The 20,522-nt window shown below is 48.6% G+C and carries 17 protein-coding genes and 1 pseudogene; 13 read left to right on the forward strand and 5 right to left on the reverse strand.

Annotated elements, in window-relative coordinates; translation table 11 throughout:
• On the reverse strand, positions 1 to 474 hold the full coding sequence (locus DXD65_RS09480; RefSeq protein WP_230373589.1) for a metalloprotease family protein: 474 nt from the start codon (positions 472 to 474) through the stop codon (positions 1 to 3).
• A 171-nt stretch (positions 475 to 645) separates the two neighbouring features.
• On the opposite strand from DXD65_RS09480, the gene DXD65_RS09485 reads away from it, so the two are divergent.
• From DXD65_RS09485 to DXD65_RS09495, 3 genes are all read left to right on the forward strand, one after another.
• Positions 646 to 1,344, forward strand: a complete 699-nt coding sequence (locus tag DXD65_RS09485; protein WP_057087546.1) for a response regulator transcription factor — start codon at positions 646 to 648, stop codon at positions 1,342 to 1,344.
• Positions 1,345 to 1,454: 110 nt separating this feature from the next.
• The gene (locus DXD65_RS09490) at positions 1,455 to 2,321 is read left to right on the forward strand and encodes a hypothetical protein (protein WP_081030275.1); all 867 of its coding nucleotides are present in this window, start codon (positions 1,455 to 1,457) and stop codon (positions 2,319 to 2,321) included.
• A gap of 290 nt (positions 2,322 to 2,611) precedes the next feature.
• Positions 2,612 to 3,037, forward strand: coding sequence for a DUF3836 domain-containing protein (locus DXD65_RS09495; protein WP_008662201.1), 426 nt, complete (start codon positions 2,612 to 2,614; stop codon positions 3,035 to 3,037).
• 85 nt (positions 3,038 to 3,122) lie between these two features.
• On the opposite strand, the gene DXD65_RS09500 is transcribed toward DXD65_RS09495, so the two are convergent.
• A complete protein-coding gene (locus DXD65_RS09500; protein WP_005833947.1) occupies positions 3,123 to 4,388 on the reverse strand; it encodes a S41 family peptidase in 1,266 nt (421 codons plus the stop codon).
• A gap of 199 nt (positions 4,389 to 4,587) precedes the next feature.
• Between DXD65_RS09500 and DXD65_RS09505 the strand changes: the two genes are divergently transcribed.
• The 8 genes from DXD65_RS09505 (at position 4,588) to DXD65_RS21235 (ending at position 10,992) form a co-directional block, all read left to right on the forward strand.
• Entirely contained in the window at positions 4,588 to 4,944 is a 357-nt protein-coding gene (locus DXD65_RS09505) for a cupin domain-containing protein (RefSeq protein ID WP_117887582.1), read from the forward strand.
• A 271-nt stretch (positions 4,945 to 5,215) separates the two neighbouring features.
• Positions 5,216 to 5,356, forward strand: a complete 141-nt coding sequence (locus DXD65_RS21125) for a hypothetical protein (RefSeq protein ID WP_165852974.1) — start codon at positions 5,216 to 5,218, stop codon at positions 5,354 to 5,356.
• A 184-nt stretch (positions 5,357 to 5,540) separates the two neighbouring features.
• Entirely contained in the window at positions 5,541 to 6,062 is a 522-nt protein-coding gene (locus tag DXD65_RS09510; protein WP_117887583.1) for a DUF3836 domain-containing protein, read from the forward strand.
• A 507-nt stretch (positions 6,063 to 6,569) separates the two neighbouring features.
• Entirely contained in the window at positions 6,570 to 7,952 is a 1,383-nt protein-coding gene (locus DXD65_RS09520) for a TolC family protein (RefSeq protein ID WP_233556133.1), read from the forward strand.
• A gap of 2 nt (positions 7,953 to 7,954) precedes the next feature.
• On the forward strand, positions 7,955 to 8,983 hold the full coding sequence (locus DXD65_RS09525) for an HlyD family secretion protein (protein WP_117887586.1): 1,029 nt from the start codon (positions 7,955 to 7,957) through the stop codon (positions 8,981 to 8,983).
• The gene (locus DXD65_RS09530) at positions 8,983 to 10,608 is read left to right on the forward strand and encodes a hypothetical protein (RefSeq protein WP_087332803.1); all 1,626 of its coding nucleotides are present in this window, start codon (positions 8,983 to 8,985) and stop codon (positions 10,606 to 10,608) included. The genes DXD65_RS09525 and DXD65_RS09530 overlap by 1 nt, the downstream gene beginning before the upstream one ends.
• A complete protein-coding gene (locus tag DXD65_RS09535; RefSeq protein WP_087332804.1) occupies positions 10,592 to 10,771 on the forward strand; it encodes a hypothetical protein in 180 nt (59 codons plus the stop codon). The genes DXD65_RS09530 and DXD65_RS09535 overlap by 17 nt, the downstream gene beginning before the upstream one ends.
• Positions 10,768 to 10,992, forward strand: a complete 225-nt coding sequence (locus DXD65_RS21235) for a hypothetical protein (RefSeq protein ID WP_229078195.1) — start codon at positions 10,768 to 10,770, stop codon at positions 10,990 to 10,992. Before DXD65_RS09535 ends, DXD65_RS21235 begins: the two co-directional genes overlap by 4 nt.
• A 300-nt stretch (positions 10,993 to 11,292) precedes the next feature.
• On the opposite strand, the pseudogene DXD65_RS09545 reads toward DXD65_RS21235, so the two are convergent.
• Positions 11,293 to 12,883 (reverse strand): annotated as a pseudogene (locus DXD65_RS09545) (glycoside hydrolase family 3 N-terminal domain-containing protein); the annotation flags it as partial.
• A 25-nt stretch (positions 12,884 to 12,908) separates the two neighbouring features.
• Positions 12,909 to 14,084 carry an acyltransferase family protein gene (locus DXD65_RS09550; protein ID WP_057087309.1) on the reverse strand — a complete coding sequence of 392 codons (1,176 nt, stop codon included), beginning with the start codon at positions 14,082 to 14,084 and terminating at the stop codon, positions 12,909 to 12,911.
• A 299-nt stretch (positions 14,085 to 14,383) separates the two neighbouring features.
• On the opposite strand from DXD65_RS09550, the gene DXD65_RS09555 reads away from it, so the two are divergent.
• Both DXD65_RS09555 and mutS read left to right on the forward strand, forming a co-directional pair.
• A complete protein-coding gene (locus tag DXD65_RS09555) occupies positions 14,384 to 15,220 on the forward strand; it encodes an AraC family transcriptional regulator (RefSeq protein WP_227212800.1) in 837 nt (278 codons plus the stop codon).
• 331 nt (positions 15,221 to 15,551) lie between these two features.
• Positions 15,552 to 18,167, forward strand: coding sequence for a DNA mismatch repair protein MutS (gene mutS / locus DXD65_RS09565; protein WP_008662199.1), 2,616 nt, complete (start codon positions 15,552 to 15,554; stop codon positions 18,165 to 18,167).
• A gap of 167 nt (positions 18,168 to 18,334) precedes the next feature.
• Here mutS and DXD65_RS09570 read toward each other — a convergent pair whose 3' ends face one another.
• Positions 18,335 to 20,512, reverse strand: a complete 2,178-nt coding sequence (locus DXD65_RS09570) for a glycoside hydrolase family 3 C-terminal domain-containing protein (RefSeq protein WP_117887588.1) — start codon at positions 20,510 to 20,512, stop codon at positions 18,335 to 18,337.
• Positions 20,513 to 20,522: the final 10 nt, after the last annotated feature.

A 20,522-nucleotide genomic window follows, 5' to 3' on the forward strand; every position in this document is an offset into this window, starting at 1 on the left:
TTACCACACGTGGAAATTCAATCCTTCTGATTTGTCAGTAATATAGGAGTCTCCGCCGAATGAGCGTAATTGCCAGAGGATGTAAAGGTCGTCGAAACTCATGACAGCCAGTAATATTCCAAATCGTGTGACATCATAATTGCCACTTGTCATACCATATATAAGGGGCAATATACCCAGTAGCAGGAAGGGCAGCAGGCATGTGGTGCGATATTGCCACATGCGTATCGGCGAAAACAATCTGAACAACAGTTTATGTAGGAATAGATTTACCAGGACAGCTGCCAATATACACATGGAGAATCTGACCAGCGATAGATGGCTGGTTGTTTCTCCATGTATCGACTGAAACAGAATCAGCATTGGTACTGCAAATACTATGGCAGCTATGATGCCGTATTTATTAATCCTCTTGCCCGAAACTACTATCTCTGTCCCTTTTCGGCTTTTTGTTATTGAAATATCTGCTTTCATAGTGTGGATTTTTTGTATTGATGTTGCAAAGGTAGAGTGGGGCACATGCTTCATAAGTTATCGCTACGTTAATATTAGGTTAAGAGGCGTTGTTTTCCTCGTTTATTTTATAGCAATATGACTGTTGCATTCATTCTTTTCCTTATTTTTGCAATATATAATAAACGCATTATGATAAAGTTATTGTTGGTAGAAGACGATGCAAGCTTGAGATATATAGTTCAGGGCGGGTTGGAAGATATGATAGGCGGTTATGAAGTGATTGCTGCCGCCAATGGCGAGGAGGGCTTGAAACAGTGGAAAGAACAACATCCTGATGTGATAGTATCTGATATAGAAATGCCCGTTATGAACGGTTACGAGATGGTGAAGCGTATCCGCGAGACAGATGGGGAAACTCCGATTCTGTTCTCCTCTGCCCTAATATCTCCTAAAGATGTGGTAAAAGGTTATGAAATCGGTGCCAATAACTATATAAAGAAACCGTTCATTCCCGAAGAACTGGATGCACATGTCCACGCCTTATTGAAGCTTTCCAAAGGCGAAAAATCGAAAGACACGAGTCAATGCTACAAGATAGGCAAGGAATATGTGTTGGATGCCACACATGCCACTTTGAAACATGCTTCGGGTGTAAACAAGACTTTGACTGTGCGCGAGACAGGTTTGTTGCAGATGCTTTGTGAGAAGCGGGGAGACGTTATCCGCCGGGAAGCTATCTTGGATAAATTCTGGAATACGGAAGATGATTACTTTGCTTCCCGCAGCCTGGATGTATTTGTGACGAGACTTCGGAAATTTCTTTCGGAAGACGAGTCGGTAACCATTAAAACAGTGAAAGGAGTAGGATTGATACTGATAGAAAATTAATAATGTATCCTTCTATATTGCAATAATTTAGCAGTACATGTACTGTTCTTCTGGTTTATTTTCGTTATTTTTGTATAGCAGTATTATATGAATATAAAGAAGGAGGGTATATGCGTATAAAACGGAAAGTCAGTATCTCTTGTCTTGGTGGTCGTTTGGGAATCTGCCTGCTGTTGGCTTTTGTGCCGCAATTGCTTTTTGCGCAGGAAGACAGTGTACGTTTCATTCGTGACAGTATACAGATACAGCCGGAATTCAATGAATCTCTATTCTCTCCTTTTGAGCTTCCTTCTGAAAACTCTGCCCCTTCTTCCATGTTTCATCCGGAGCACTCCTATTCCCTGCCCGATTTTTCACTGAAAGAGTCTCTTCGTCTGCCTTATCAGACCAATCCTTCCCTGCTATTTCGGGGAGATTACAGTACAAGCGGTGTATTAAGACAGTTTCCTCACGGTATGTTATTCGGTTCCGGTGGGCAGACCAGCGTATCGGGTATCGGACGTTTCAACAATGCTTCCCTGGGATATCAGCATGCCTTTAACCAAAGGCTGACGCTCCAGCTTGGCGTAGATGCCATGAAGATAAATATGATTCATTCCACCGGGCAGGCTTTCAGTACTTCGGGAGCTTTACGGTATCAGGCTTCGGACCGTGTAGCTTTTAAGGTTTTCGGTTCGTATGCCATAGGAAATACTTACGGGATGGATACCCACCGCTACGGTGCCACCATGTCTCTGGATATGTCCGAACGTTTTGGTATGGAAGTTGGAGTACAACGTTATTACGATGCTTATCGCGGTCGTTGGGAGACGGTTCCCGTTGTGATTCCCTATTATAATTTCGACAAGTTTAAATTAAGTCTGGATGTAGGTGGAATCTTGTATGAGATTCTGCGTAACACCGTCTTTGATAATAGAGGGGGCAGTGGCGGAGCGACTATTGCCCCACCACGTTTTCAGATGCCGCCATTGAGATAAGATAAGTATAAATCAGCTTTTTGTAGGGACAATCATCAAACAGTTTACTACTGTTACATAATATTATTGCTAATGTAGAAATACTTTCATGATATTTCGTTTATTTTTTGTTTTGCTGTTCGTTTTTGTGCGGACAGTTGTCCGAAAATGGACATTACTATAAAATAGTTATTCTTTGATAATCAGTGATTTAATTCTTTGGCACGCAGATTGACTATATATAGGCGAAGGCGGTTACGAAACAACAACCTCCTCAGAGAAAGAAGTAATAACAATAAAAAATAACGATTATGAAAGCAACAGTATTTTCAAAAGCAGTGGTAATGATGGCAGTGGTAATGGCAAGTGTAATGAACTTTTCTGCAAGTGCGGCAACTCCTGCCGATTATGTGAAAAACGAGGAGATGACCGGCGAACTGATGACCGCCAAGACTATCTTCCGCAATGAGGACGGACACCTTTTCCGTCACCTCCGCTACACTTACACTTATGACAGTGAGAACCGTGTGACGAGCAAGGAAGCTTTCAAGTGGGATAGCGTAAAGGAAGCCTGGGTGCCTTATTTCAAGCTGGATGTTGAATACACTGACAGTGAAGTTGAGTTGAACTATGCCCGTTGGAACAGTAGAACTAATGGTTACGACAGCTATACGCAAACTACCGTTTACGAACTGAATGACAGCAATGCGGCTTTGATGTTGGCAAGTACCAAATAAAGGATAATATATCAAATACAAAAGAGCCAAGTATCGTGAGGTGACACACCTTTGATACTTGGCTCTTTTTCGTTGAGGAAATGTATTATTGTTTCTCTGTTATCAGTCCGACAGCATAATTCAGCACTGTATCTTCATCCTTCATGAAATCTGCTACGGTTTGGGATACTTGATGATGGGGCGGTATGCCTATACCTTCCATGGGGAAACCTTTAGAAGAGACGTCCGGCTGGCGGGTAGGGATACGGAAATAGGTCCGCTGTTTGGTACAGAAAGGACGGGGGCCATTGCCGGTATCCCCTCCGGTAGCTTCGCCGATGAGGGTGACATTTCCGCTTTCCTTCATGTCGAGTGTGAAGCTCTCGGCAGCAGAGAGCGTATATGTGTCGGTCAGCAGATAGATTTTACCTTTATAGGCGTCGGCTTCGGGCTGCATGATGTAGCTCTTGCTGACGCAGTGTGGTTGTGCTTCGCGGATGAAGTACTTGCAGATGTTTACTCCATTCATGCTGTTTCCTCCGCCGTTTCTACGTACGTCTATAATGAGGTATGGTAAATCCTTGACTTTGGGATAGACCGCCTTGAAATCTTCCATGACGGGGTTCATCATGGTTTTGATGGTAAGGTAACCAATGCTGTCTTGTAATATCCTGCTCTCCACAGTTTGTTCTTCGTTATCCGGAAAATAGTCCCTTTGTTTCAAGGGAAGGGTGACGGTCAGAGTATCGCCCCCTCTCAGCAGTGTATAGTTTCTTAGGGTGTCTGCATAACTACGGAACGCATCATAGGCTGTACGGAGCCGTCTGTGGGGGACGGTAGATGCTTCGGTATATTTTTCGTTCTGTTCAATCCATTGTTTATAGGGGAGTCCGTTGATAGCTATAATCCGGTCTTTGTCCTGGAAGCCGTATTCTGTCAGATAGTCACTGGGTTTGTCAACGAACAAGGAATCCTCTATAAAGGCTACGCGCTGATTGGCTGTGTACCTCTTGTAGCAGGTAATGGCGTGGGCGCATTGTAAGGCAGAGATGTATTCCTGCACTATCAGTCCGTAGTCTGTGGTGGTCTGCGCCTGGCGAACGCGGGCGTCACAAGCTTGATACAATGAATCCATATTCAGATGCTTGGCTTGGTATAATGAATAATTCTCCATGACAATCTGGTGTATTTCTTTGAAATCTTCTTCAAACTGCGAGGGGGGTAACGGTAGTTCCGCGATGTAGAAGTTTTCTACATCAATCTGCTTGTCATTATAGAAATAGTTGGCATAAACATACAAACCACACCAAATGGTTGCCAGTACAGCCATTACGATGACTATTACTTTTGAAATTTTTTTCAGAATCTTCATGTTTTATAGAGTTTAGTCGATATTTGCTTTTTCGGCAAAAATAGTAATAATTTTTGTTAATCTTATTTTTCTAACTCCTTATTTGCCAATAATGGTAACATGGAGGTAACTAACTGAGCTTCAAGTGCCTTCTTGTACGATGTCTGGTAGTTGGCTAACTTTGCAGCCGTAAATCAAAACATACTAAGGAGAAGTGATTATGAAGAACTATCAGAAAGTAAATGTGCCCGCAGGCGAGGCACGTGTCGAGTTGCACGATTCATTGAATCTGACTGGTGCAGAAGTATCTATCAGCAATTTGCCGGCTGGTGCAGGAGTACCTTTTGTGCATTCGCACAAGCAAAATGAAGAAATTTATGCCGTCCTCTCCGGACGCGGCACCATGGTGGTTGACGGAGAAACCGTAGAACTGCAGGCGGGTGACTGGCTTCGCGTGGCTCCGGCAGGAGAACGCCAATTGTCGGCTGCGGCAGACAGCGCCATCAGTATGATTTGTATTCAGGTGAAAGCCGGCTCTCTGGAAGGCTTTACGATGACGGACGGTGTGGTGAAGTAAGAGGAAGTCACACAAGTAGAATTAAGGTGATAGGGGATGGGCTGTGGTGCAGGCTATTCCCTATTGTCATATGATGTGCAGTGATTTATTGACTGCGATTTGTTTTAAGTCAAAATAATCATATATTTTGTACTATACCTAAGAAAACAGACTATGTCAACTGATGCAATAAAACAGAAATTATGATTAAATTGAAGAAAGAGCATTGTTTCTGTCACATAACGAGGACCCAATCAAAGAGCTTAAAACAAAGAATTGAAAACATAATATCATGCCCCAGCATAATGCCATCAAGCTTTTCGAAGCGAAGAAAGTCCGAACCGTTTGGGACGACATAGAAGAAAGATGGTACTTCTCAATAGTAGATGTGGTGACAGTCTGCTGTATGCCTATCCAGTTACGTCTCCGATAGATTGGAAAAGGAAAGATATAAGAGGAAACGTGTTTTCATTTTGTTCTTGTTTTGGGCGCAAAAGTAATAAATATCTCCGTTAACCTAACATTAACGTAACGATAACCTAAAAGCTTTTTACCACCTCCTATCTTTGCAATGTCGAAAGGGAACAACTCCCCCAAAGACAAGAACTTGAAACAAAATGTATAACTTAAAAAATAGAACCATTATGAAGACTTTAGTAATTTCAGCAATCATCGCAATGACCTCTTTAGTAAACGTAGTAAGCGCAGTAGCCGTTAACCGTACAGACAACTTTGCCTATAATACCGAAACCAACGACGGCCGTGTGGAAACACAAACCGTATTCAAAGTGGAGAATCAGAAATTCCTGCACCGCCACCTGAAGTACAATTACATTTACGACAACTCCGGTCGCATCTCCCAAAAAGAAGTGCTGAAATGGAACGAATCCACGCAAAGCTTTGAGAAGCACCACAGTCTTAACTTCTTCTATACGGACGACGTCACTGTGGAATACGCCCTCTGGAACGAGCAAAGCAATGCCTACACCGACATCAAGCAGAAAGCCGTCTATCGGCAGACCGACAGCAGTGTCTTGCGCTACCTCAGTTACGAATGGGACGAAAAGAACAATGACTGGAGCTTGACAGCAGACCATCACATGACGGATGAATCTGTGCAGCTATTGGCAGAGAAATAAGAACGGATTTGAATAAGCTGATTTTCTGTAATTATATAGGCAATGCGTTTTTTTGTTTTCCGGCACCAGGGAAGGCAGAGTTCCCCGGTGTCGGAGAGGGTGTTCCTCGGTGCCGGAGAAATACCCATTTAAAAGGCGTTTGGAGTGGCATTACGCATTGCAACATTGAAACGCCAAAATTGTCAATAAGAAAAAGGATGATACCATGCTTTTCAAACATTAATTTTTGATACTTACCGACTTTTTTTAACCCTATTTCGACTTTTTATTTGTACTTTTGCACCGGATTTCTTAATCAATAGTGCTCGAAATTCGGTTCTCATCTTTTTTATATTCCCTGATGAGGCCGTTTGTAGCGCATTGTGGCAGATGTTGTGCTGTCCGGACTCTTATGGTTCATTATTAGTATTTCCGAGGGAATGAACAGAGGTTAACGGCTTATAGTTAACGGTTAGAGGAAAAAATAATGAACAACAATACATCTATTTTTATTTCATGAACAAACTTATGGTTTATTCTGCTCTGGCTGTCGCTCTGATGGCCGGAGAGCCTTGTCTTGTGCCTATATATGCACAAGACAAGGCTGTGCAGGCGATGACACTCACGGCACTTTACAATCTTGCTGACCAACAGAGTCAGAAGGTGAGGGTGAGTGAGGTGGCTTTGCAGGCAGCCAGCGAAGGGGTGGCAGCAGCCAAATCGGCTTTGCTGCCGAGTGTGGATTTGAGCCTTCAAGGCAGTTATACGGGCAATGCCTTCATGCTGTCGCGAGGTTTTTCGACCGATGGAACGACCGATTACATCGTGCCGGGTATGGGAGCTATTCCCGTGGCAAATGGTAAGCAGGACACCCCCCATTGGGGAAATAGTTTCACGGCTCAGGTGTCGCAGGTTGTGTATGCCGGTGGCGCTATCCGTTCGGGCATCCGCATGGCAGAATTGGGCGAAAAAATGGCAGAACTCGATGTGGAGAAGAACCGCCAGGAGGTGCGCTTCTTGTTGACGGGTTACTATCTTGACCTCTACAAGTTAGGCAATCAGATAGAAGTGGTGCGTCAGAATATCGCACTTACGCAGAAGGAGATTGACCAAATGAAAGCCCGCCGTGAGCAGGGTACTGTTTTGCAGAACGACATCACTCGCTATGAATTCCAGTTGCAGAGTCTTGAACTCACACTGGCAAAGCTCACCGATGCCTCTACCATCATCAACCATCAACTGGTTACAACGCTTCATTTACCGGAGCAGACGGTTATAGTTCCCGATAAGAATGAGCTCAACACAGAAATAGACGCACTCTCGGCAATCGCCGTTCAAGACACATGGCAGCAGACGGCAACGGACAACAATCTTGGTATCCGCCAGGCAACGGTTGCCACAAATCTTGCAGAGCAGAAGGTGAAGCAGGCAAAGGCGGAGTCATTGCCTTCGGTGGCTGTCGTGGCAGAGAATCATCTCTTTGGTCCTTATACACAAGACCTCATCCCGAAGGATTGCAATGTAAACGTGTGGTTTGTCGGGATAGGCGTAAAGTTTAATCTTGGCAGTCTTTGGAAGAACAAACGCCATATCCGCAAGGCACGTACAGAGCATCGGCAGTCGAGGGAAGCGCTCGCCTTGGCTCGTGAGGGTGTGGAGAATGCTGTACAGGCAAACTACACCAACCTCCTTACGTCCTACACCGAGGTGAAGACACAGCAGAAGCAGGTGGAACTTGCCAATCAGAACTACTCCGTGGTGCAGAACCGTTATCAGAACGACCTTGCACTCCTTACCGACATGGTCGATGCCTCCAACATGAAACTCTCTGCCGAAATGGCACTGGTCAATGCCCGCATCAGCATGCTTTATAATTTCTATACACTCAAATACGTAACAAATACTTTATAATAATGGAAAAGAACAAGATACACATCTATTTATACAATGCGCTCATCGTGCTTTGCCTCTTGGGTGGAGCCGTTTATGTGGTGAGTCAGTTTATGCACTTCGGCAGTGGAGAATTTACCGACAATGCCCGTGTACGCCAGAACGTCGTGTCTCAGAGCAGCCGTGTGCAAGGCTTCATCCGTGAGGTACGGTTCGCGGATTTCCAGCAGGTAAAGAAAGGCGATACGCTTGCCATCATCGAGGATGCCGAATTTCGCTTGCGACTGGCCCAAGCCGAGACCGACCTTATCCGTGCCGAACACGGTTCGCAGGGAACGGCAAGCAGCATCGTTACCACCAAGACAAGCATGACCGTTACCGAAGCCGGCATCGAATCCGCACGTGTACAGATGGAGAATGCCATGCGTGAGGATACTCGTTTCAAGAAGCTCCTCAGTCAGGATGCTGTTACCCGACAACAATATGATAAAGTACATACGGGCTATCTGAGTGCCAAGGCAGCCTACGAGCAGGCGGTTCGTTCACGTCAGATGCAGTCGGCTGTTGTGGCCGAACAGGGGCATCACCTTTCCGTTTCGGAGCAGGGCATCGAACTGGCTCGTCGTGCCGTCGACCTCGCCCGTCTCAACCTCTCCTATTGCTACATCATTGCCACTTGTAACGGTACCGTTGGCACGAAGGATATTCACGTAGGTCAGCTTGTCAATCCGGGCCAGATGCTGGTGAGTATCGTTGACAATGGTGAACGTTGGGTTGAGGCGAACTACAAGGAAAGCCAGTTGCCTCACATCAAGGTGGGCAGTAAGGCTGAGATTACAGCCGATGCCGTTCCCGGTATACAATATACGGGTACGGTGGAACGTATCTCTGATGCTACCGGCAGTGCCTTCTCACTTATTCCCATCGACAATGCCACGGGTAATTTTGTGAAGGTCGAACAGCGCGTCACCGTACGCATCAAGCTCGATGAGAATGCTGATGTTGCCAGGCTCAAGGGCGGTTATAATGTGGAATGTATCGTTGAGGAGTAATGGGACAATTGACTGAATTCTTTATGAAGAGCGCCGGTGGCCCTCCACCCGGCATGGGCTTTTCCATGCCTATGATGAAGGGATGGGTGCCTCGCCGGATACAGCCGTGGCTGTACGTGCTGACCGCCTTTTGCTTTCAGTTCGGCGGTGGCATCTACCTTGGTGCACTGGATGGCATTCGTGGCACCACCGACTTCATGATCGAGGACGTGCTCTTTCTGCTTTATGCCACCCTCGCGGGCATGGCTGTCTATTTTCCGATGCTTTTCCGCATGAAGTTCCGCTTCACCAACAAGCAGTTGCTCTGCGGTTCTGCCATCGTTCTTGCCGTATGCAATGTGCTGACGATGCATTGCCAGTCGATGCCTGTGCTCATGATAGTGTGCTTCATAGCCGGAATGGCTAAGATACAGGGCACGTTCGAGTGCATGAGCAACATCCAGCTTTGGATTACCCCCCGACGCGATTTTGCCGTTTTCTTCCCCGTGCTTCACATCATCCTGCTCACCGCCATCGAGGGTAGCGGATGGCTTGCCGCCTGGTTCGGTCATCATTTCACATGGCAGATGATGCACGTCTTCACCATCGGCACTATGTCGTTCGTATTGCTCACGCAGGCCATCTTCTGCCGTCCGTTTTGTCCCATGCCCCAGCGTCTGTCGCTCAAAGGTATCGACTTTCAGGGAGCATTGCTCATCTGCGGACTGATGCTCGTGGTGTCGTACATTGTGGTGTACGGCGACTATTTCATGTGGTTCGATACCCTCCGCATACGCCTTCTGTTCGGTGCTGCCATTGTGCTTTCCGGCATTGTGCTCTACCGCCTGCGCTACTACCGTTACCCCTACATCGAGCTTGGTCTTTTTACACGTCGCAACGTTGTTCCCATCCTCCTCGTCACCTTCTTTGCCGAACTCGCTTTCGGTGCTGAACACACGATGGAAGAGATACTCTACAGCGAAGTCATCCGGCTGGAGGAGCTGACCAAAGAGTCGCAGTATATGTGGGCACTTCCCGGCATGTACCTCGGTATCCTGCTCGATCTCTATTGGCTGAAAGTCAAGAAGTGGAAGGTGTGGAAACTCTTCGGCATTGCCTTCATTGGTATCGCACTCTATGGCATGCTGATGTACTTCACGCTTGACATAAACGTCAACATCGAGCAGTACCGCTTTGCCATCTTCTTGCGAGGATTTGCGTATGCCATCCTTGCCCCGACATTGATGTGGGCTTTAGACGAATCGGTGCCAAGTCTTGAGCAGTTCTTCATGGGCTTGTTCGTGTTCAACATCCTCCACATGTATCTGGCAGGAGCGGCAGGTTATGGCATTTATACCACTATCTTCTCGCACTTTATGAACGACAACATGATGAGCTACGGACAGCAACTCACTCTCACGCATTTGGATATGGCGCACTTCAACCTCGGCGAATACGTTGGCCGCGACTTCCTGCACTCCATGATGATGGTGGCAATGAAGCAGGTCTATGGCTATGTTATCTGGTTCGCTTTAGGCCTTGCCGCCCTCTTCCTGCTGTGCGATATTCCTGCTGTCCGTACAAATATCCGCAAAGTTCCCCGCTGGCCGGTTTATGCCATCGAGTATCTTGCGAGAAGGAAGTAAAGGCGCCGGCAAAGCAGAAGATTTCATCGGCAGTGATATTACAGCTCTGCGCATCTGTTTCTGGGTAAACAGTGACATCCGTATCACGGCATCCGGCACTACTCGTACCGAGGGACTTGCGCTGAAGGGAGGCCTTCTTTTCTCCAAAAATGACCGGTATTGATTCGGGACAGACGGGCATCATCGTCAATCTGGCCGGTAGTGAGCGTGGAGTGGATGATGGAGAAGGAGGTGGAGGCATTACTGAAGGAGCGTCTCAGTACCCGTGGCTTTACGTTTACCAACATACAGTCGTCCGTGAAACCCAACGATGTGCTGCAAGCTGCCATTGTCTACCGGTGGAAATATGTTACCATTCTTGAAGTTGCAATGACAAGCTCATGAGAACTCATTGGCAACTTGATTCTTTGGGGAAGGTACTGATTGTGTACGCGGGTACTCACAAATAAATCAAGCGGTAAGCCATCTATCTTTTTCTTTGCTAAGATTTATTCGTCCGATACTTGTTGAATTATCGTCCGACAACTGTTGCAGATTCGTCCGACAACTGTCGGACGATAATTCAACGGCTGTCGGACGAATAAGTTTTAGTAAGCAAGAATTTAAAATGCAGTATTGCAGGAATTGTTGCTTAAATAGGGAATGTAGTAAATGGGAGACTGGCAATATAGACTACCGATTGGGAGCTCGCAGGCGACAGCTGTCGGGGGTCATTGAAGCTATGAGGTCACTGTTGAAAAGGAGAACACTTTCTTTGCCGGCACGGCTTCCTGTATTTTTTACGTCCACAGTGAAGATAAGCTCGTCATCGGCTGTGAAGTCTGCCTTGTTTACTTTCAGATTGCTATAGCTGAAGCAGGTATAGCTTAGTCCGTATCCAAAAGCCCATTGCACGGATACAACCGCGTCATAGTCGTAGGCCCCTTCTATTTTTTCCACTTCCTCGCTCACCTTGTAGTTGTAGTTGATGAGTGAGTTGATTTCTTTCGGATAGGTGAAGGGCAGCTTTCCACTGAAGTTTTCATCACCGCTGAGCAGGTTGGCAAGGGCTTCGAGGATAGTATTGTATTCATCAGTAAAATGGTTGGTCAGGTGTCCTTGCCAAGTATAAGACCATCCTCCGTTCAGACAACGCATGGAGTTGGCATTCGGTCCTGTGACGAGCAGTCTCTTGCCTTTTGCCAGTGGCAGGATGTTATCCGTATTCTTGAGCAGTACCATGGTTTCTTCGGCAGCATGGAGGGCTGTTGTGGCATGTTCTTTTCTGCCGAATAGGGGGAAATCCTTGGTGTCGTAGGTCGGGGTGTCAAACAGTCCCAGGCGGAATTTCATGCGTAGCACGCGCCGGGTGGCGTCATTAATGCGGCTTATGGGTACTTCGCCTTCGTGTACAAGTTCTTTCAGCAGTGTACAGAAATCCCATTCATAAGGTTCCATGGCCATGTCGATACCTGCGTTGATGGCGATTTTGATGGCTTCTTTCTTGTCGGCTGCCACTTTTTCGCGGCGCCAGAGGTTGTTGATGTCAGCCCAGTCCGTGACAAGTACTCCATCCCAGTTCAGTTCTTCTTTCAGCCATTGGGTCAAGAGTTTGTAATTGGCGTGTACGGGCAATCCGTTGACAGAACACGAATTTGCCATGACGGATAATGCTCCTGCTTTTACACAAGCCAGGAAAGGAGCAAAGTGTTTCTCACGAAGGTCTTGAGCCGAGATGTATACCGGTGTACGGTCTTTTCCGGTGAAGGGGACGCTGTAGCCCATATAATGCTTTAGTGATACGGCAATATTTTGTTTGCCGATATGGTTCGGGTCTTCTCCTTGGAAGCCGAGTACGGCAGCCCGCCCCATTTCTGCATTGACGTAGCAGTCTTCGCCATAATTCTCCCATATGCGTGGCCAGCGGGGATCGCGTCCCAGGTCGATGGTGGGAGAATAAGTCCACGGGCAGCTGCCGGCTTTGGTTTCATAGGCAGTAATACGTGCGGCTTCACGGACCAGGTTGCGGTTGAAGGAAGCAGCCACATTGATGTTTTGAGGAAAGAGCGTTCCACCCATTGTGTAGGTTGTCCCGTGATTTTGGTCCAGTCCATAGATGCAGGGTATGCCGATTTCTCTCATGGCCTATTTTCTCTTCAAGGGTCATTTTTTTCAGTAGGGCTTCCACTTTCTGCTCTATTTTTTTGTCTTGTGGAATAGCTGGAGCAGCTGCTTGCTGCGCCATTGTTGGCAGGAGAAACATGCTTGCCAACAAGAAAGATTTTATTCTATTCATGGTAGTGTGTATTTGGGTTCAACAATCATTTGGATGTTTTGGTATTCTTCTTCATCAACCAGTGTTGTTTCAGCCACTCGCGTACCGGTTCGTCATACAGTTTGAGGCAAGCGTATGCAATGGCAATGGAGAGTACAAAGACGGATACGGCAATGAACAAGTGCATTCCTGCCGGTGCGTCGGGGTTATTCCGTGCCCAGGCTATCTGCATGTATATCAGCGGGAAGTGTGTGATGTACAGCGGATAGGATAGTTCGCCCAGGAATTTGCAGAGGGCTACGGAACGCTTGCCCGTGACGTTGCTGCCTGCTCCCATAGCCACTATCAGCGGAAAGAGGGCGAGCACGCTTACGGCTTCGTAGACGCCGTTCATCCATTGGCTGGTCTCGCCTCCGATGCGCGGCATCACGAGGATAACAGTCACCAGCAGGGAACACCAGTAGAATCCTCTCTTCACCTTCACCAGCTTGCCTATGCGAGACAACAGCAGACCCATGAAGAAGGGATAGAGCAGGCGTGAAATGCCTATATAGAGCTGGCCGGGTGTCAGGCTCCAGCCGCCGATGAGGGTGTAGGCGGCTTCTCCCCGCGATGAAAGAAGCCCAAAGGTATCTATGTTGAGCGTGACGTCGAGCGTAAGGCAGGCAGAGAGTCCGACGAATATGCCCAGTGCCAGTTTGGAGAAGCGGCGGATGAATAGGGCATAGAGCACATTGGCAATATATTCCCACATCAGCGACCAGGTGGGGCCGTTCAACGCGTTTGTTTCCCACCAGCCCCGGATGTCCCATGAAGTGGGGGTGGGGAACATAAGGCAGCCCAGGAGTGTCATCAGCAGCACGTTCCACCACGGTGTTTGCATCACCATCGGGAAGGCGGAGCAGGCACTGAAGTAGAATAGGGAGGCGCCGAGGAGTGTACCCATAATCACCATGGGGTGCAGGCGTACCAAGCGTCGCTTGAAGAAGTCCCACGTTGTCATACGGTCCCAGCGGTCGTCGTAGGCATAACCGATGACGAAGCCGGAGAGTACGAAGAAGAAGTCCACGGCCAAGTAGCCGTGGTTCAAAATCTGGTGGGCAGGCCCTGCGGAATAGGTTTCAAAAAGATGGAAAGCTACCACGATTATTGCGGCTACGCCGCGAAGCCCGTCCAGTATTTCGTAACGCGGCTTGGATGCTAAATAAGTTGTTGTCTTCATTGGAATTATGTTTGTTGTTAGATTAATATTCTTCTAAAATGCGGACGTGTCATGACTCACCACAGATTACACAGATTATTTTAGGAGCTCTGATAATCAAGAACTTTTATCGGTGTTAATCTGTGTAATCTGTGGCGAGTGTGTATTTTGACATATCCTCAGACAATCCGGATTCCCGGCATAACTTTATTTCGCGGGCAAAGTTAGTCTGCAATTTCTCCGGGCATTTCTCTTATTGTTTATTAGGATTGTCTTATATTTGCATTTACTCCCCTTCAGGGAGATATTTTACCCAAATTATGAATGATAATGCAGTGCCTCGGCCGGAAAACACTTCTTTTACCTTCGACGATGTATGCCTGGCTCCCGGCGAGCAGATAGGTCTGCATGAGCAGGCAACGTGGGAGTTGTCGTATATCATCGTAGGCTCAGGCATGCGGCTGATAGGTGACCGTACTGAACCTTTCGGGAGTGGGGAAGTAGTGATAGTTCCTCCGGAGATACCGCATTGCTGGTATTTCGAGAATGATGTGACAGATGCGCAGGGGCATATTGCCAATATCACGATAACTTTCGGCCGGGAATTTCTTGACAACTGCTGTGTTGCTTTCCCTGAGCTGCAGGAATGTACGGAGAAGCTGAAACGGAAAAGGGATGCCGTGAAGTTCGGGAAGGAAAAGTCGTCGGCTATTGCTTCCGTCCTCGAGGAGATGCGTCCTTTGGGGAGGGCTGAACGCATCCCGCTGATGATAAAACTGCTGCTTATTCTTGCCGGGAGCGAGGAAGAGAGTGTGGTGGGGCAGTATCAGAAGATGGACCCGGAACGGGAGCGAATGAATAGGATACAAGTCTACGTCGTTTGTAACGCCAAGCGGGATATTACGCTGGATGACGTTGCACGCCACGTGGGGATGAACCGCACTTCTTTCTGTATCTTTTTCAAGAAAGTCTCGGGGAAGACTTTCGTCACTTATCTCAATGAATACCGCATTGAGCTTGCCTGCCGGTTGCTGAAACAACAAAAGGTATCCGTAGCAGAAATCTGCTATCAGGTGGGATTCAACAATGTTCCTTATTTCAACCGGGTTTTCAAGAAGATGAAGGGCGTTTCGCCGAGTGAATATGTCTTTTTGTAAGGGAAAAGGGGAAGATACGAAAGGTGTGGGTATAAAAAAAGGAGTACCGCTGTACTCCAACCTTTGTTAACCTTAAATCTAATACTATGAAAAACACATTGCAAAGGTACGGACTTTTTGCTTATCTCCAAATAAAGCAAATAAAAAAGGCTGTTTTATAACATGTTTTAGGAAAATACGTCTCTTTGTTAAGGCTTGCTAAGGTTTTGAAGCCTCTACGCAGCTGTTTTCTAAAAAAGAATTATCTTTGTCACATTAAGTTTTGGGCCTTACTTGACGATTTTCTGCTCTCTTGGCTCAAAATCCTGGAAATTAAAAATTAAAGACTTGTATGCACGAAGATATTGTCCTTACCCCGATGATGAAACAGTTCCTCGACTTGAAGGCAAAGCATCCCGATGCTGTCATGCTGTTTCGTTGTGGTGACTTCTATGAAACCTATTCCACCGATGCCGTCGTCGCGTCCGAAATCCTCGGTATTACCTTGACCAAACGTGCCAACGGCAAGGGGAAAACCATCGAAATGGCGGGCTTTCCGCATCATGCACTCGACACCTATCTGCCCAAGCTGATACGTGCCGGCAAGCGCGTGGCCATCTGCGACCAGTTGGAGGACCCGAAGTTGACAAAGAAACTCGTAAAGCGGGGCATCACGGAGCTGGTGACGCCGGGAGTCTCCATCAACGACAATGTGCTGAACTACCGGGAGAACAACTTTCTGGCTGCCGTACACTTCGGCAAGGGTGCCTGCGGTGTGGCTTTCCTGGACATATCTACGGGCGAATTTCTGACGGCGGAAGGCCCTTTCGACTATGTGGACAAGTTGCTGAACAACTTTGCCCCCAAAGAGGTGCTTTTCGAGCGTGGCAAGCGGTTGATGTTCGAAGGGAACTTCGGCAGCAAGTTCTTCACTTTCGAGCTGGACGACTGGGTGTTTACCGAGACTTCCGCCCGCGAGAAGCTGCTGAAGCATTTCGAGGTGAAGAACCTGAAAGGTTTCGGTGTGGAGCATCTCAAGAACGGTATCATCGCTTCGGGAGCTATCCTGCAATACCTCATCATGACGCAGCATACGCAGATAGGGCATGTCACTTCGCTGGCACGCATCGAGGAGGATAAGTACGTCCGTCTGGATAAGTTCACGGTGCGCAGCCTGGAGCTGATGGGGTCGATGAACGACGGCGGTAGCAGTCTGCTGAATGTGATAGACAAGACCATCAGCCCGATGGGTGCCCGCCTGCTGAAACGCTGGCTGGTATTCCCGTTGAAGGACGTGCAGCCGATTAACGAACGGCTGAATGTAGTGGAATACTTCTTCCGCCAGCCCGATTTCAAGGAGTTGATAGAGGAGCAGCTGCATTTGATAGGTGACTTGGAGCGCATCATCTCCAAAGTGGCGGTAGGCCGTGTCTCTCCGCGTGAGGTAGTGGCGCTGAAGGTGGCTTTGCAGGCGATAGAACCCATCAAAGCGGCTTGCATGGATGCCGATAATGCCAGCTTGAATCATATAGGCGAGCAGTTGAACATCTGCCAGTCCATCCGCGACCGCATAGACCGGGAGATAGACAATGACCCGCCGTTGCTGATTAATAAGGGCGGTGTCATCAAGTCCGGTGTTAGTGCCGAGTTGGACGAGTTGCGCCAGATAGCCTACTCCGGTAAGGATTATCTGTTGCAGATACAGCAGCGCGAGAGTGAGCTGACGGAGATTCCCAGCTTGAAGATAGGCTACAACAATGTCTTCGGTTATTACATCGAAGTGCGCAACACGCATAAGGACAAAGTGCCGGCAGAGTGGATACGCAAGCAGACCCTTGCCAATGCCGAACGCTACATTACCCAGGAATTGAAGGAGTACGAGGAGAAGATTCTCGGTGCGGAGGACAAGATACTGGTACTGGAAACACAACTCTATGCAGAATTGGTGCAATCATTGAGCGAGTTCATCCCCGCCATTCAAATCAATGCGAACCAGATAGCGCGTCTGGACTGCCTACTCTCCTTTGCCACGGCAGCGCGCGAGAACAACTATATACGCCCCGTCATTGCCGACGACGATGTGCTGGAAATCTGCCAGGGACGCCACCCGGTGATTGAGAAGCAGCTCCCCATCGGCGAGAAGTATATTGCCAATGATGTGATGCTGGATAGCCAGACGCAGCAGATTATCATCATTACGGGTCCCAACATGGCGGGTAAGTCTGCTTTGCTGAGGCAGACGGCGCTGATTACGCTGCTGGCTCAAATCGGCAGTTTTGTGCCTGCGGAGAGTGCCCATATCGGGTTGGTGGATAAGATATTCACCCGTGTGGGTGCCAGCGATAATATTTCCGTGGGCGAGTCTACCTTTATGGTGGAGATGAACGAGGCGGCGGATATCCTGAACAACCTTTCTCCCCGCAGCCTGGTGCTGTTCGACGAGCTGGGGCGCGGTACTTCTACATATGATGGTATTTCCATCGCCTGGGCGATTGTGGAGCATATACACGAGCATCCCAAGGCAAAAGCCCGAACCTTGTTTGCCACGCACTACCATGAGCTGAATGAGATGGAGAAGAGCTTCAAGCGTATAAAGAACTACAACGTTTCGGTGAAGGAGATAGATAACAAAGTCATCTTCTTGCGCAAATTGGAGCGCGGCGGTAGCGAACACTCCTTCGGTATTCATGTAGCCAAAATGGCGGGTATGCCCAAAAGCATCGTGAAGCGTGCCAATGACATTCTGAAACAACTGGAAACAGACAACCGCCAGCAGGGGATTTCCAGCAAACCGATGGTGGAAGTGGGAGAGACACGCGGCGGCATGCAACTCAGCTTCTTCCAGCTCGACGACCCGGTGTTGTGCCAGATACGCGATGAGATACTGAATCTGGATGTGAATAACCTGACGCCGCTGGAGGCACTGAACAAGCTGAATGATATAAAGAGGATAGTGAAAGGGAAATAACCGGATAGGGGTGTGTCAAAATTCACCACAGATTACACGGATTAACACAGAATGAGCTTAATCTACTGATAATCAAAGATGCTTATCTGTGTAAATCTGTGTAATCGGTGGTGAATACCAGTTTCGACGCATCCTCATCCGGATTGTTTCAAAACACGGCTGGTTTCTTATAGTTTGACTTTTCCCTCCAACCGTATATCTTCCGATGAAGCCCCTATCAGCAGCTTCACCGTTCCGGGTTCTACAACGAACATCTGCTTTTCTTCGTTCCAATAGCCGAGCTCCTCCTTGGGAACGGTAAGCGTCACTTCCCGGCTTTCACCAGCCTTGATGGGGATACGCTTGAAGGCGCGCAACTGCTTGGAGGGACGTTCCACTTTGGAGTCCGGATAGCTGGCATAGAGCTGCACAACTTCTTCCCCGTCGCGTCCGCTTGTATTCTTCACTGATACCGTCACGCGGATGTTCTTCTTGTCTTGCTTGACGGATTCAATCTTCTCGTATGCAAAGTCGGAATAGCTCAGACCATAGCCGAAAGGATAGAGCACCGGGCCCTGGTGGTACATATACGTGCGTCCGTTGCGGATGTCGTAGTCCATCATGTCGGGTAGGTCAGTGATGTCTTTCACCCACGTCTGTACGGTACGTCCGGCTGGATTCACCTTGCCGAAGAGTACGTCGGCCAGTCCGTTGCCCTGCTCCTGACTGCAGTGGGTGATGTGGACGATGGCAGGCACGTGCTCCTGGCTCCAGTTGATGGTGTAGGGGAAGCTGCTGACGAGCACCAGTATGGTATTGGGATTGGCCTTGAGCACCAGCTTCACCAAGTCTTCATCGGGCAGCATCAGCGATTTGCGGTCCACGGCTTCGCGGCCGTCACTGGGGACGGGAGAGAACTTCCAGTCCGCACGCGTGCCGTAAGGATGGTTTCCTACACACACGATGGCAACGTCGGCGGCTGCAGCAGCCTTTTCTGCCTGGCCCATGCGGTTGTCTTCGGCGTGGATGATTTCGGTTCCTTCTTTCACAGCATTGCGTATGCCACTCAGAATCGTTGTTTCGTAAGGCGGGGTACCACTATACCAATCTTGCACGATTTTGTCCGAATACGGGCCTATAATGGCTATTTTACGCAGCTTTCCGGCATCGAGTGGCAGGAGTTTTTTGTTTTTCAATAACACCACGGACTTGGCGGTGACTTCCCGTGCCAGCCTGCGGGCTTCTGCTGTCATGAAAGGCGGTGTCTCCGTACTGTTCTTTCCGATAGAGAGATAAGGGTTACGGGAGTTGTCCCCGTCCAGCAAGCCGAGCTTGAGGGCGACGAAGATGTTCCCGCGGATAGCCTTGTCGATGTCGACTTCGGTCAGTAATCCCTTTTCCAGAGCTTCCTTGACGTAAGGAACGTATGCGTCGAGAAATTGTCCTGTGGTGGCTTTTACTACGGCAGCAGCACCCTCCGCAAAGCTCGGAAAACTCTTGTGCGCTTCAATCAGCAGTTTCAGGGCACCGCCGTCCGTACAGATGATACCGTTGTTGCCCCACTGCTTGCGGGTAATCTCTTCGAGGCAGGGATGGATGGACATGGGGATGCCGTTCCAACTGTTGTAGGCGGCCATGAAGGCACGGCTGCCTCCCTCGGTGATGCCTTTATAGAAAGGATAAGCATAGTATTCATGGAACAAGCGCGTGTCGAAGTCGGAGGAAGTGCTGTCCCGTCCGTCCTCGTTGCTGTTGGCAAGGAAATGCTTCATCAGAGAGGCGGTTTTCCAGTAGCGGGGATGATTGCCTTGCAGGCCGCGTACGCTGGCAATGGTGAGTTGGGCGGTGAGGAAAGCATCTTCTCCGAAACTCTCCTCGGTGCGTCCCCAGCGTGGGTCGCGGGCAAGGTCGGCATTCGGAGCGCGCATCACGAGGGCATGACGCTTGTTGCCGGTGGTCTGCATGTAGTAGCGGGCTTCTTCAGCGGCTTGTTCCGCTACTTTCCGCACCAAATCGGTGTCCCATGTGGAGCCCAGACCGTAGGATTGGGGGAATATGGTGGTGGGGCAGTCTGTGGGGACTACTTTCCCGTCTTTCGTTCTTTGGCGTCCGCCCCACATGGCAGGCCCGCCGAGGGTCAGCCCGTGCAGTCCTTCGTAGTGTCCGCAACGGGGAATGTTGAAGCGAGGGACACCGAGGTCGGTGGAAAGAAGGTTTATCTTTTCATCCAATGTCAGGATGGAAAGAAGATGTTCCACGCGCTGTTCGTCGGTGAGCGTGGTATCTTGAAAGGCTTGTATGTGTTGTGCGCTTGCCTGTAAGCCGAATAGCAGGGGCAAGGCGAGGAACAATAACTTGTTTCGCATGGGGTATTAG

It is taken from the genome of Bacteroides sp. 4_1_36 (assembly GCF_003466325.1).
Taxonomy (GTDB): Bacteria; Bacteroidota; Bacteroidia; order Bacteroidales; family Bacteroidaceae; genus Bacteroides; species Bacteroides uniformis.